The organism is Companilactobacillus sp., from assembly GCF_022484265.1.
GTDB lineage: Bacteria > Bacillota > Bacilli > Lactobacillales > Lactobacillaceae > Companilactobacillus.
Map to the genome: position 1 here is coordinate 1 of NZ_JAKVLR010000001.1, position 13,699 is coordinate 13,699.

The following is a 13,699-nucleotide window of genomic DNA, read 5'->3' on the forward strand; positions in this document are numbered from 1 at the left end:
ACCTCGTACCTTGAAAACTGGATATTAAGAAATAATGAATTAAAGAAACACCGAAAACTGCGGACAGAGTAAAATCTGTCAAAAAAGAATTACCTTTGTAATTTAAGGTTAAGTTATAAAGGGCGCACGGTGGATGCCTAGGCACTAGGAGCCGAAGAAGGACGTAACTAACGACGATACGCCTCGGGGAGCTGTAAGTAAGCTATGATCCGGGGATTTCCGAATGGGGGAACCCAATCATCGTAATGGATGATTACTTGCAAGTGAATACATAGCTTGTAAGAGGAAGACGCAATGAACTGAAACATCTAAGTAGTTGCAGGAAGAGAAAGAAAAATCGATTCCCTGAGTAGCGGCGAGCGAAACGGGAACAGCCCAAACCAGAGAGCTTGCTCTTTGGGGTTGTAGGACTGATGTAGTGAGAACAAAAGGCAAGGATAGTAGAATCAGTTGGAAAGCTGAGCCAAAGAGAGTGAAAGCCTCGTAAATGAAATCCGAACCACTCCAATCAGTATCCTGAGTACGGCGGGACACGAGAAACCCCGTCGGAATCTGGGAGGACCATCTCCCAAGGCTAAATACTCCCTAGTGACCGATAGTGAACCAGTACCGTGAGGGAAAGGTGAAAAGAACCCCGGAAGGGGAGTGAAATAGATCCTGAAACCGTGTGCCTACAAGTAGTCAAAGCCCGTTAAGGGGTGATGGCGTGCCTTTTGTAGAATGAACCGGCGAGTTACGTTAACATGCAAGGTTAAGATGAAGAGTCGGAGCCGGAGCGAAAGCGAGTCTGAATAGGGCGACTAAGTATGTTGATGTAGACCCGAAACCAAGTGACCTACCCATGTCCAGGTTGAAGATGCGGTAAAACGCATTGGAGGACCGAACCCATGTATGTTGAAAAATGCTGGGATGAGGTGTGGGTAGCGGTGAAATTCCAAACGAACTTGGAGATAGCTGGTTCTCTCCGAAATAGCTTTAGGGTTAGCCTCGGGGAAAAGGATCGTGGAGGTAGAGCACTGTTTGGACTAGGGGCCCGTCTTGGGTTACTGAATTCAGATAAACTCCGAATGCCATAGATCTATACCCGGGAGTCAGACGGTGAGTGATAAGATCCATCGTCGAAAGGGAAACAGCCCAGATCACCAGTTAAGGTCCCAAAATTCATGCTAAGTGGAAAAGGATGTGGAAATGCACAGACAACTAGGATGTTGGCTTAGAAGCAGCCATTCATTCAAAGAGTGCGTAATAGCTCACTAGTCGAGTGATTCTGCGCCGAAAATGTACCGGGGCTAAGCATGATACCGAAACTGTGGATGTATCGTAAGATACGTGGTAGGAGAGCGTTGTAAGAGCATTGAAGCTGTACCGTGAGGAGCAGTGGAGTTCTTAGAAGTGAGAATGCCGGTATGAGTAGCGAAAGATCAGTGAGAATCTGATCGGCCGAAAGACTAAGGTTTCCTGGGGAAGGCTCGTCCTCCCAGGGTTAGTCGGGACCTAAGATGAGACCGAGAGGTGTAATCGATGGAAAACAGGTTGAGATTCCTGTACTAGTTTATATTGTTTGAACGATGGAAGGACGCAGGAGGATGATGTGTGCATACGGCTGGAAAAGTATGTTCAAGCAGAAAGTCTTGGAAAGAGTCAAATGCTTTTACCTATAAGGACAATCTGTGATGAGGAGCGAAATTTAAGTAGCGAAGCACAATAACTCACACTGCCGAGAAAAGTTTCTAGTTAGATATAAACTACCCGTACCGCAAACCGACACAGGTAGTCGAGGAGAGAATCCTAAGGTCAGCGAGTGAACTCTCGTTAAGGAACTCGGCAAAATGACCCCGTAACTTCGGGAGAAGGGGTGCTGGTGTAACAGCCAGCCGCAGTGAATAGGCCCAAACAACTGTTTATCAAAAACACAGGTCTATGCTAAATCGTAAGATGACGTATATGGGCTGACGCCTGCCCGGTGCTGGAAGGTTAAGAGGATCAGTTAGCTTATGCGAAGCTGAGAATTGAAGCCCCAGTAAACGGCGGCCGTAACTATAACGGTCCTAAGGTAGCGAAATTCCTTGTCGGGTAAGTTCCGACCCGCACGAAAGGCGTAATGATTTGGGCACTGTCTCAACGAGAGACTCGGTGAAATTATAATACCCGTGAAGATGCGGGTTACCCGCGACAGGACGGAAAGACCCCATGGAGCTTTACTGTAGCTTGATATTGAGTTTTTGTGTGACATGTACAGGATAGGTAGGAGCCATTGAATTCGGAACGCTAGTTTCGAAGGAGGCGTTGGTGGGATACTACCCTTGTTATATGAAGGCTCTAACCTACACCAATAATCGTGGTGAGGGACAGTGTCTGGTGGGCAGTTTGACTGGGGCGGTCGCCTCCTAAAAAGTAACGGAGGCGCTCAAAGGTTCGCTCAGAATGGTTGGAAATCATTCGCAGAGTGTAAACGTATAAGCGAGCTTGACTGCGAGACTGACAAGTCGAGCAGGGACGAAAGTCGGAGTTAGTGATCCGGTGGTACCGAATGGAAGGGCCATCGCTCAACGGATAAAAGCTACCCTGGGGATAACAGGCTTATCTCCCCCAAGAGTTCACATCGACGGGGAGGTTTGGCACCTCGATGTCGGCTCATCGCATCCTGGGGCTGTAGTCGGTCCCAAGGGTTGGGCTGTTCGCCCATTAAAGCGGTACGCGAGCTGGGTTCAGAACGTCGTGAGACAGTTCGGTCCCTATCCGTCGCGGGCGTAGGAAATTTGAGAGGAGCTGTCCTTAGTACGAGAGGACCGGGATGGACATACCTCTGGTGTACCAGTTGTTCTGCCAAGAGCATCGCTGGGTAGCTACGTATGGACGGGATAAACGCTGAAAGCATCTAAGTGTGAAGCCCCCCTCGAGATGAGATTTCCCATTCCGTTAAGGAAGTAAGATCCGTTAAAGAATATGACGTAGATAGGCTGCGGGTGGAAGAGTAGTGATACTTGGAGCTGAGCAGTACTAATAGATCGAGGACTTAACCGCAGTCAGCAGTAAGTAAGAGTTTGTTTAATCATTATAATTAATATCTAGTTTTGAAGGTACGAGGGAACACCAAAGTGTGGTGGCGATAGCAAGAAGGATACACCTGTTCCCATGCCGAACACAGAAGTTAAGCTTCTTCACGCCGAAAGTAGTTGGTGGGAAACTACCCGCGAGGATAGGTAGTTGCCACGCTTGGTTTTAATTCCGGTTTAGCTCAGTTGGTAGAGCACCTGACTGTTAATCAGGTTGTCGTCAGTTCGAGTCTGACAACCGGAGTTTTTTTTTATTTCTGGAGAATTGTCCGAGTGGTTGAAGGAGCATGATTGGAAATCATGTATACGGGTATTAACCTGTATCGTGGGTTCGAACCCCACATTCTCCGTTACAGAAATATTTAAAACATCAGAAACTATTCCCAAAAGAAGCCCGTTAATTAAGTTTAACGAGCTTCTTTTGTGTTTATGGTAAAGATGTAACTGTATGATTATTCATTGTTCTTATAGAAGGTTAGTATGCTTAAATTATGGTAGTAAAAAAGGTTCGATCCAACTGATTTAATTCAGTGGACCGAACCTTTTTTTATTTTACAAAAGCATCTACAAATGCTTGATACTTGGCTTCTTCTCCGGTTGACTTGATGTCAAACTTATCAAAATCTAACTTATGAAAATCAGCTTCGGATATATCAAGTGTATCTGTAAAAGTAGCATTTCCAATTAAATGAATATTGGCTTCTTCCTTAGTGTTTTCAAGTGTAACGTGAGTTTTTACCATTCCGCCTGGGTTATATACTGAGATATCTTTCGTCTCATCAAAATCATTCGGATGGAGCATTGCAAATGCTAGACTAGTTGCTGACATACCTGTACCGCAAGCATTGGTAAAGCCAACACCACGCTCGTAGGTTTGAACGAACAATTTGTTCTTACCTAGAATCTCAGCAAAACTCACATTTACGCCTTCAGGGAAGTATTCATTAGGTGAGTTAAGGTATTTACCTAATTGTCCTAATTCCTTCTCGTTGATCTTATCAAGGAAACTTATCAAATGTGGATTGGGAACCGCAATTGAGGTAAATGTTTGAGCAGGTAAAAATTCTGGAACTTTTTCATTGATCATTTCTGACATATTCTGGTAAGAGAAAGGTAAGTCTTTAGCTGCAAAAGAAATGGGTTTGATCTGAACGCTAAATGCTGGAACGCCATCAGCCAAATCTGCTGATTTCTTTACTTCTAAGTCTGCACCAATTGTCTGAATATTAAAGTCAGTCTCGTTGAATTTTTCAGAGAGATAGCGACTAACTGTTCTTAAGCCGTTGCCACACATCTTAGCTTCGCTGCCGTCAGCATTGATCACTCGCATTTGAGCTAATGCATTGTCGGTTGCGTCATTTACCACGAGAACTCCATCTGCTCCGTTTAAAATGTTATTTTTGGGATCACAGAGTTTAATACCAAGCTTACTGAGTTCTTCATCAGTTAGTTGTTGATTTAGTTGTGTTTGGTCGAAGATAAAAAATTGATTTTCAGAACCGTGTACCTTGAGTAATTGAACCATTGTTATACCTCATCATCGTCATTATTGAAGAATGTATCGTAGATATGGCGAACCGCTTTATCGGCATCTTTTAATCTGGTACCGATCATGATCGAAATTCTGGAAGCACCTTGGTTGATCATATGAATGGCAATATTGTTTTGCGTTAATGAATCAATGATCTTACCCATAGTATCAACAGTATGGGCGATACCTTCACCGACAACCATAATGATTGCGTAATCATCGATCCATTCCATATAGTCAGGATTAAGCGTTTCTTTAATATCATTGCATAAATTCTTTATTGTTGTCTTAGATAATTTACTCCTATCGAAGATAATTGTTAAGTCATCGATACCGGAAGGCATATGTTCATATGAAATTCCATAACGATAAAAGATCTTTAAGAGTTGTAAAGTGAAGCCAACTTCTTTATTTAGCAAGTAACGGTGTAAATAAAGCGCTGAAAAACGTTTAGAACTTGCAATACCTGTAATTGGATTGGCAGGATTGAATAAGAATTGTTCAGGAACAATCAGAGTACCAGGTGCACTAGGGTTGTTAGTGTTTTTAACATTGACTGGCACTTGTCCTTGGACTGCTGGGATAATTGCTTCATCTTGAAAGACTGAGAATCCTGCATAAGATAATTCTCGCATTTCACGATAAGACATCTTTTGAATAGCAACTGGGTCTTTGACAACGTGATTGTTTGCTACGTAAATCGCATCAACATCAGTAAAGTTTTCGTAGAGATCAGCCTTGAATCCACGACTGAGAATTGCACCTGTGATATCTGATCCACCACGTGTAAAGGTATAGATGGAACCATTTTCGCTGTATCCAAAAAATCCTGGAAAGACAATACGTTCATCGCCGAATTTATATTTGCTGAGATTCAAATAAGTATCTTCTAGTACGTCAGCATTGTTAGGTTCTCCGCCCACTAAAAATCCAGCGTCTTTAGGATCGAGAAATTTAGCTTTGATTCCTTCACTGTTTAAAACTGCAGCTAATAAAATTGCATTGAGATATTCGCCATGAGCCTTAAATGCTGCCATGAGGTGATCATCATCTGAAAACTTAGTAGTAGCAAGCGAGTCTAATTTTTGTTTTATTGAATCAATGGTACTATCATCTAACTCGAAATAGTCGCTGATCTCTGCGTATCGAGATAGGATATCATTAACGATATCGCTATATTCTTTTTTATCTAAAACTGCTTCTGCATATTTAATCAATAGATCAGTTACTTTGACGTCACCATCGAATCTTTTTCCAGGAGCAGAAGTTACAACGACCTTTCTATCTGAATCGTCATCAATAATACTTACGACCTTATTAAATTGCTCCCCAGTGGCGAGAGAACTGCCACCAAACTTAACTACTTTCACAAAAATCACCTCAAGATTAATTTAGAAAATTAATATGTTTTTAATAAAACTTTAGCAGTTTTATGCATTAAATCAAGTAAATACTTTTAAAAGTTAGAAAACCGAGTGTTTTTAGTGATTTACACTTGACGAATTATTAGACTTGTTATAATGTTTAAATCAACAAATGAATAGAGGTTGCAACTGACATTAGTACGCAAGGGAGTTCCTGTATGAACTGAGAACTTGTTTAAAGGGGATGTTGCCGAAGCGCTAGGCTATGCAGAACTTAGTGCGCTGGGACGTGTTAACAAGAGGATACGGACTGTCGTAGCAAAAATGTCGGCTACGGTGCGCTTACGACAATTATGATGCAGAATAAATTAACGATTCTTGGATCTCTTTGTTTAATGTAAGCAAAGGGATCTTTTTTTATCCCTTTATTCAAAAATGAAAGGTAGATTAAATTTATGATCAGTAGTGAATTGAATTCAGATAGTAATGGGCATTTGATTCTTGGGGGAGTTGATTCAGTTGAATTAGCCCACAAATACGGAACTCCATTAGTAGTTTACGATGTTGAACAGATCCGCAAGACTATCGGTCAATTTAAACAAAGCTTTGAAGATAGTGGAGTCAAGTATGAAATTAGTTATGCCAGCAAAGCTTTCGCTACCGTTGCTATGTATCAAGTTTTGAAACAGGAAGAGCTGCATACAGACGTTGTTTCAGGTGGAGAACTTTATACAGCCTTACAAGCTGGTTTTCCTGCAAATAAAATCAGCTTTCATGGCAACAACAAATCGAGACAAGAATTGGAAATGGCAGTCGATAATCATATCGGCGTGATCATTTTAGATAATTTTTATGAAATCAAACTTTTGAAAGAAATTTTGGAAGAAAAAGATACTAACATCAATGTTATGTTAAGACTGACACCAGGAATTTCAGCTCATACACATGAGTACATTCAAACTGGTCAAGTTGATAGTAAATTTGGATTTGACGTTCAATCTGATCAACATAAAGAAGCTTTGGAACAAGTTTTAGCAATTCCTCAGATGAACTTGATAGGTATTCATGCACATATCGGATCACAAATTTTTGGAGTGGATGGTTTCACCGCTTTAGCAAAAAAATTAGTTGATATCTCAGCTGATTTTAAAAATGAATATGATTACACTCCGCAAATCTTAAATCTTGGTGGCGGGTTCGGAATCAGCTACACTGACGAAGATGAGCCAATTGGTGCAAACGTATTTATTGATAAGATTATTTCCACTATAAAGGAAGAAACTAAATCAAAGAGTTTAGATTTTCCTGAGATCTGGATCGAACCTGGTCGTTCCATTGTAGGACCTGCCGGCTTTAACCTATACACGGTTGGCTCAAGAAAAGATATTCCTGGTCTTTTATCATACGTTAATGTTGACGGTGGTATGGGAGACAATATCAGACCAGCTTTATACCAAGCCAAATATGAGGCTGTCGTTGCCAATAAGATGAATGCTGATATTGAAGAAGAAGACCACATCGCTGGTAAGTATTGCGAGTCCGGAGATATTTTGATCGACCGCCAAGCTTTACCAAAGGTAGAGCCAGGGGATGTCATCGCAATGCTAGATACTGGAGCCTACGGATATTCAATGGCTTCGAATTATAATCGCAATCCTCGTCCGGCAGTAGTATTTGTTGAAAATGGCAAGGATAAATTAGTTGTAAAACGTGAATCATATGAAGATTTAGTTAGATTAGATCAAAGCTACATTTAAAAAGTGGAGGAATTACAATGAGCAAGATGAATGCAGAAGAAATTATTAATTTTATTGGTAACTCAAAAAAACAAACACCTGTTAAGGCTTATATCAAAGGAGATATTTCGAAATTAGATATTCCAGAATCTGTTCAAGATTTTTCGACCGATTCATTTGGAATGTTGTTCGGTGACTACAAAGAAATTGAACCTTTGTTAAAAAATTCAGCAGTTGAAGATTATTACTTAGAAACTTCGGCTCAAAACTCAGCTGTTCCTTTATTGGATATCAAACATATCAATGCCAGAATCGAACCTGGTGCAATCATTCGTGATCAAGTTGAAATCGGCGATAATGCAGTTGTGATGATGGGCGCAGTTATTAATATCGGTGCTGAAATCGGTAAGGGTACCATGATCGACATGGGTGCTGTTTTGGGTGGACGAGCAATCGTCGGTGAAAATTCTCATATCGGTGCAAATTCAGTCCTAGCCGGTGTGATCGAACCTGCTTCAGCCGATCCAGTAAGAATTGGCAATAACGTCACAGTAGGAGCAAATGCAGTTGTACTTGAAGGTGTTCAAGTTGGCGATAATGCAGTTGTTGGTGCGGGTGCTGTTGTAACTAAAGATGTTGCTGCTAACGAAGTTGTGGTTGGAGTTCCTGCTAAAGTTATTAAAACAAAGGATCAAAAGACCACTGACAAAACGCACATTGAAGATACATTGAGGAAATTATAATTATGAGTTTATCTGCAGAAGAGTTAATCAACATTCGTCGAGACTTACACAAGATTCCCGAATTAGCATTAAAAGAAACTGAAACGCATGAATATTTAAAAAATAAAATAAGTGAATTTCCACAAGACTTTTTACAAATTCATGAATTTAAAGAACTGCCAACGGCACTCTTTGTTCATATTGATGGTAGCAATCCTAAACGTACAATTGGATATCGTGCTGATATGGATGCTTTACCAGTAACCGAAACTAACGATTTGTATTATCGTTCAGTTCATCCTGGCGTAATGCATGCTTGCGGCCACGACTTGCATATGACAGTTGCTTTAGGATTGATCAGTTATTTCGCGGAAAATCAACCAACTGATAACTTAGTGTTTTTCTTCCAACCTGCTGAAGAGGCCGAAAGTGGCGGAAAACAAGCTTATGATCTCGGATTATTCTCAGGTGATTTGAAACCTGATGAATTTTATGGATTGCATGATAATGCCGATCTAGGAACGGGAATTATCGGTTGTCGAAATGGCACGCTCTTTGCTGGAACTACAGAAGTTAACGTGACGATCCATGGAATGAGTGGCCATGCAGCTTATCCACATAAAGCTAATGATGCGGTTGTTATTGCAGCTAGTTTTATCGAACAAGTGCAAACTGTTATTTCCAGAAGTATCGACCCAGTTAAATGTGGGGTCATTACTTTTGGTAAGCTTCAAGCTGGAACGATCAGAAACGTCATTGCCGGTAAGGCAAGAATCGAAGGAACCATCAGAGGTTTAACGCAAGATATGATTGAATACATCCGTCAACGTGTATTGGATATTGCAAAGGGCATTGAAGTATCATTCAATTGCCGGATCGATGTTGAATACAATCAGGGTGGCTATTATCCAGTTGAAAATAATCCTGAATTAACTAAGAATTTTATTGATTATATGCAAAAAGCTGACAATGTTAAATTTCAAGAAACTGAACCTGCAATGACTGGTGAAGATTTCGGATATTTACTATCGAAGATTCCCGGAACAATGTTTTGGCTCGGAGTTGCTAGTCCAGGTGCTTTGCATTCTGTCGACTTTTTACCACATGAAGAAGCAATTATTGATGGCGTAGAAGCCTTTAAAGGATTTTTAAATTATCGAATGAGTATGTAAAGGAGAATATTATGTTTGAAAATGCAGATTTAATAACAGCTATTATTACTCCGTTTAATGACGAAGGAACCGAAATCAATTATCAAGCATTGGAAAAGTTGACCAATCATTTGTTGGATACTGGAACCAAAGGTTTTGTCATTGGTGGTACTACTGGTGAAACTCCAACCTTAACTGAAGAAGAAAAGTTAACGCTTTATACTAGATTTGCTGAAATTGTTGACGGACGTGTTCCAATTATCGCTGGAGCAGGCAGCAACAACACCCAAGGGACAATTGATTTCGTCCAAAAATTATCGAAGATCAATGGTATCGATATGGCGTTAGTAGTTGTTCCTTATTACAACAAGCCTAATCAAAGAGGGATGAAGGCTCACTTTGAAGCTGTTGCTGATGCTACAGATATGCCAATTGTGATCTATAACATTCCTGGCCGTACAGGAGTTTTGATGGAAAAGGAAACAGTTGTTGAATTGTCCAAGTATCCGCACATTGATGGCGTAAAGCAATGCAATACCATGGCAGATCTTCAATATATCGTTGAAAATACTTCAGACGACTTCTTGGTATACAGCGGTGAGGATGCTCAAGCATTATTTGCTAAGGTTATCGGCGCTAACGGCGTGATTTCGGTTGCATCGCATCTATTTGGCAAGGAAATGTCAGAAATGTTTTCTAAGCTAGAAAATGGCGATTATAAAGGTGCCGGAGCATTACAAAGATTTCTAACACCTAAGATGGCAGCATGCTTCATGTATCCATCTCCATCACCAATCAAGGCCGTTTTGAATGACCAAGGTTATAATGTGGGTGTTACACGTTTGCCAATCGTTCCATTGAACGATTCTGAAAAGGCAAAGTTGTACAACGCATTAGATTTAGAGGAGGCAAAGTCGTGATAAAAGCAATCGTTTCAGGATTTACAGGTTCCATGGGTCAAAAAGTTTTGGCCATGATCAACGGGGAGAATGACCTACAATTAGTCGGAGCATTTAACCCAATCGTCAAAAGTCTTGATCCATCAGACTATTACTTGGACAGTTCAGTCAAAGTATTTAATGATTTGTCGCAAATTGATATTGATGCCGATATTTGGATCGATTTCAGTATTCCAACGGCAGTTTTTGAAAATACGAAGTTTGCAATTGAACATGGTATTCGTCCAGTCATTGGTACTAGTGGTATGAGTGAAGATCAAATTGCTGAATTAAAATCATTAGCTGATAGTAAAAAAGTTGGTGGCATTATTGCCTCCAACTTTGGGGTATCTGCAGTCTTGATGATGAAATTTGCCCAAGTTGCTGCTAAGTATTTTGATCATTCAGAGATCATGGAATATCATCACGAAGATAAATTGGATGCACCATCTGGTACAGCCATGAATACAGCCAAACTTATCTATGATGTTCAAGGAAAAGATCAAGACAATAATCCAAACGAGCAAGATAAAATTGGTGCTCGTGGTGGCGACTATCATGGAATCAAGATTCATGCAGTCCGATTACCTGGATTTATTGCTGATGAAGAAGTTATCTTTGGCGGAGCGGGTGAAACACTCACGATTAAACAGAGTACTACCGATCGTGCTTCATTTATGAAGGGCGTCCGGATAGCCATCACTGAAGTCATGAAACGTGACGAATTAATCGTTGGCTTAGAAAAAATCATTTAATAAGCGGGTGAAGCCACATGCCAGAACTAGCAAAGAGTTTACAAAATGTTGAGAATAAATTTTTAAAAACAATCGGGAACAACAAGATCAGGCTTTTTAATGAAGAGTTTTCCAAATATCCTGGGACAATTAAATTAGTTGTCGGCGAACCGGATTTTAATACACCTGAACATGTTAAAAAGGCTGCCGAGAAAAGTATTGAGGATAACTATTCACACTATTCTCCTCAAAAGGGGTTCGATGGACTGAGAAAAGCCATCAGCAATTATTTAAGTTCTCGCTATGATCTAACTTATGATCCGGAATCTGAAATCATCGTTACTGTTGGAGCAACCGAGGCAATTTATGTTTCTGTTGCATCAATAATTAACGTTGGCGACAAGGTGATCATTCCGACGCCGGCCTTTTCATTTTATGCTTCAACTGTTAAAGCTTTGGGAGGAATCCCGATTGAAGTTGATGTTACAGACAATGACTTTAAATTAAGCAGTCAAAAGTTACAGAAAGTAATTGCTGATGAAGGCGAAGATACGATCAAGGCAATTATCTTAAACTTTCCAAGCAACCCTACTGGCGTGGCTTATGATAAGTCTGAAATTGAGGAACTTGCTAAAGTTGTTTCAGGCAAGGGGATTTACGTCATCTGCGACGAAATTTATAGCGAGTTAGTTTATGACGTCAAGCATGTGTCATTTGCTAATGTTTTGCCTGAACAAACGATTTTGATCAATGGCGTTTCTAAATCTCATTCCATGACAGGTTATCGAATTGGCTACATTGCGGCTCCGGCAGCTTTTGTAGCTGAAGCTGATAAGTTGCATGCATTTACTACCACAGCAGCTTCTAACCCAGCTCAATTTGGAGCTCAAGAAGCTTTGGAGAATGGGTTAGATGATCCAATCGAAACTCGCAAAGTCTATAAACAAAGACGAGATTATTTGGTTAAAGAATTAAATGAGATCGGTTATAAAACATTGAATCCACAAGGCGCTTTTTACGTCTTTCCTAGAATTCCGAAAGAATTTGGGCTGGACTCAGAAAGTTTTGCCAGAAAATTAGCAAAAGATGCTCGCGTGGGAGTAATTCCTGGTAGTATTTTTGGTAAGGGTGGAGATAATTATTTTAGAATTTCATATGCCGTTCCACTTGATGACTTAAAAGAGGCTGTGAAGAGAATCAAAAAATTTACTGAAGACTTTGAGAAGGAATCAGTTAATTAATTATTGAGGGGTGACAGAGATGCCAGAATTATCGAAGAGTGTTGCAAATATTGAAAATAAATTAGTTAAACCAATCGGGGATGACAAAATTCTGATGTTCAATTCAGAAATTGCCGGAATTCCTGGAATTGTTAAACTTACCTTAGGGGAACCAGATTTTAATGTACCTGATCACGTTAAAGATGCTGCAGTAAAGAGTATTGAAGACAACGAATCACATTACACACCACAAAAAGGTATTCCTGGTTTGAGAAAAGCCATCAGCAATTACCTTGCTAAAGATTATGATGTTCACTATGATCCTGAAACTGAAGTAATTGTAACAATCGGTGCTACAGAAGCTATTTATACTTCTCTATACACGATCATTAATCCTGGCGATAAGATCTTGATCCCAACACCAGCTTTTTCAATCTATATGGATGACGTTAAGATCCTTGGTGGTACACCTATTGAAGTGGATACTTCAAAAGACGATTTCAAGTTAACTCCTGAACATCTGAAAGAAGTTTTGGCTAACGAAGGTAAAGGCGCTAAAGCAGTTATCATCAACTATCCATGTAATCCAACCGGCGTTGTTTATACTAAGGCTGAAGTTGAAGCTTTAGCAGACGCCATTAGAGATACACCGCTGCTAGTTATTTCAGATGAAATTTATAGTCAATTAGTTTACGGTGAAAAACATACTTCATTTGCTAGCGTATTGCCTGGTCAAACTATCTTGATCAATGGTTTATCGAAGTCCCATGCCATGACAGGATATCGGATTGGTTATATTGCTGCTCCAAAGCAATTTGTTGATGAAGCTGCAAAAGTGCATTCATTTACTGTTACTTGTCCTTCAAATCCAGCTCAATATGCTGCTCAAGAAGCATTAGCAAATGGTTTGGATGATCCTATCGAAATGCGTAAAGTTTATCAAGAACGTCGTGATTATATCGTGGCTGAATTGAATAAATTGGGCTACGAAACTGTCGAACCTGACGGTGCATTCTATGTCTTCCCTAAGATCCCTGCTAAATTCAATTTATCTTCAGACACATTCTGTCGTCGTCTGGCTAAAGAAGCACTAGTTGGGGTTGTCCCTGGCGATGCCTTCGGTGACGCTGGTGAAGGTTTCTTCAGAATTTCATATGCAACCTCAATGGATAATATTAAAGAAGGTATCAAACGCCTCGCTAAATTTACTGAATCATTATCATAATTTATACAAGAAAAATTTTTTA

At 40.2% G+C, this 13,699-nt stretch carries 9 protein-coding genes, 2 tRNA genes, 2 rRNA genes and 1 riboswitch; of the genes, 11 read left to right on the forward strand and 2 right to left on the reverse strand.

Annotation, left to right across the window (positions count from 1 at the left end; translation table 11 throughout):
• The first annotated feature begins 106 nt into the window (after positions 1–106).
• From LKF16_RS00005 to LKF16_RS00020, 4 genes are all read left to right on the forward strand, one after another.
• Positions 107–3,024, forward strand: a 23S ribosomal RNA gene (locus LKF16_RS00005).
• 75 nt (positions 3,025–3,099) lie between these two features.
• A 5S ribosomal RNA gene (gene rrf, locus LKF16_RS00010) occupies positions 3,100–3,216 on the forward strand.
• An 11-nt stretch (positions 3,217–3,227) separates the two neighbouring features.
• Positions 3,228–3,300 (forward strand) — tRNA-Asn (locus LKF16_RS00015).
• 15 nt (positions 3,301–3,315) lie between these two features.
• Positions 3,316–3,406: transfer RNA gene (locus LKF16_RS00020), tRNA-Ser, on the forward strand.
• A 197-nt stretch (positions 3,407–3,603) separates the two neighbouring features.
• Here the strand turns inward: LKF16_RS00020 and dapF are convergent.
• Both dapF and LKF16_RS00030 read right to left on the reverse strand, forming a co-directional pair.
• Entirely contained in the window at positions 3,604–4,581 is a 978-nt protein-coding gene (gene dapF / locus LKF16_RS00025; RefSeq protein WP_291471748.1) for a diaminopimelate epimerase, read from the reverse strand.
• A 2-nt stretch (positions 4,582–4,583) separates the two neighbouring features.
• Complete coding sequence (locus tag LKF16_RS00030; RefSeq protein ID WP_291471750.1) at positions 4,584–5,957, reverse strand: aspartate kinase; 1,374 nt, start codon at positions 5,955–5,957, stop codon at positions 4,584–4,586.
• Between the two features lie 163 nt (positions 5,958–6,120).
• A riboswitch (Lysine riboswitch) is annotated at positions 6,121–6,302 on the forward strand.
• 104 nt (positions 6,303–6,406) lie between these two features.
• Here LKF16_RS00030 and lysA point away from each other — a divergent pair.
• The 7 genes from lysA to LKF16_RS00065 are packed head-to-tail and all read left to right on the forward strand — an operon-like array spanning position 6,407 to position 13,677.
• Entirely contained in the window at positions 6,407–7,708 is a 1,302-nt protein-coding gene (lysA, locus tag LKF16_RS00035; protein ID WP_291471752.1) for a diaminopimelate decarboxylase, read from the forward strand.
• Between the two features lie 17 nt (positions 7,709–7,725).
• A complete protein-coding gene (gene dapD, locus LKF16_RS00040; RefSeq protein WP_291471754.1) occupies positions 7,726–8,430 on the forward strand; it encodes a 2,3,4,5-tetrahydropyridine-2,6-dicarboxylate N-acetyltransferase in 705 nt (234 codons plus the stop codon).
• A 2-nt stretch (positions 8,431–8,432) separates the two neighbouring features.
• The gene (locus tag LKF16_RS00045) at positions 8,433–9,581 is read left to right on the forward strand and encodes an N-acetyldiaminopimelate deacetylase (RefSeq protein ID WP_291471755.1); all 1,149 of its coding nucleotides are present in this window, start codon (positions 8,433–8,435) and stop codon (positions 9,579–9,581) included.
• Positions 9,582–9,592: 11 nt separating this feature from the next.
• The gene (gene dapA / locus LKF16_RS00050) at positions 9,593–10,480 is read left to right on the forward strand and encodes a 4-hydroxy-tetrahydrodipicolinate synthase (protein ID WP_291471756.1); all 888 of its coding nucleotides are present in this window, start codon (positions 9,593–9,595) and stop codon (positions 10,478–10,480) included.
• Positions 10,477–11,253 carry a 4-hydroxy-tetrahydrodipicolinate reductase gene (gene dapB, locus LKF16_RS00055; RefSeq protein ID WP_291471757.1) on the forward strand — a complete coding sequence of 259 codons (777 nt, stop codon included), beginning with the start codon at positions 10,477–10,479 and terminating at the stop codon, positions 11,251–11,253. Before dapA ends, dapB begins: the two co-directional genes overlap by 4 nt.
• Before the next feature lie 17 nt (positions 11,254–11,270).
• On the forward strand, positions 11,271–12,473 hold the full coding sequence (locus LKF16_RS00060) for an aminotransferase class I/II-fold pyridoxal phosphate-dependent enzyme (protein WP_291471759.1): 1,203 nt from the start codon (positions 11,271–11,273) through the stop codon (positions 12,471–12,473).
• A 19-nt stretch (positions 12,474–12,492) separates the two neighbouring features.
• Positions 12,493–13,677, forward strand: a complete 1,185-nt coding sequence (locus LKF16_RS00065) for an aminotransferase class I/II-fold pyridoxal phosphate-dependent enzyme (RefSeq protein ID WP_291471761.1) — start codon at positions 12,493–12,495, stop codon at positions 13,675–13,677.
• Positions 13,678–13,699 lie beyond the last annotated feature (22 nt).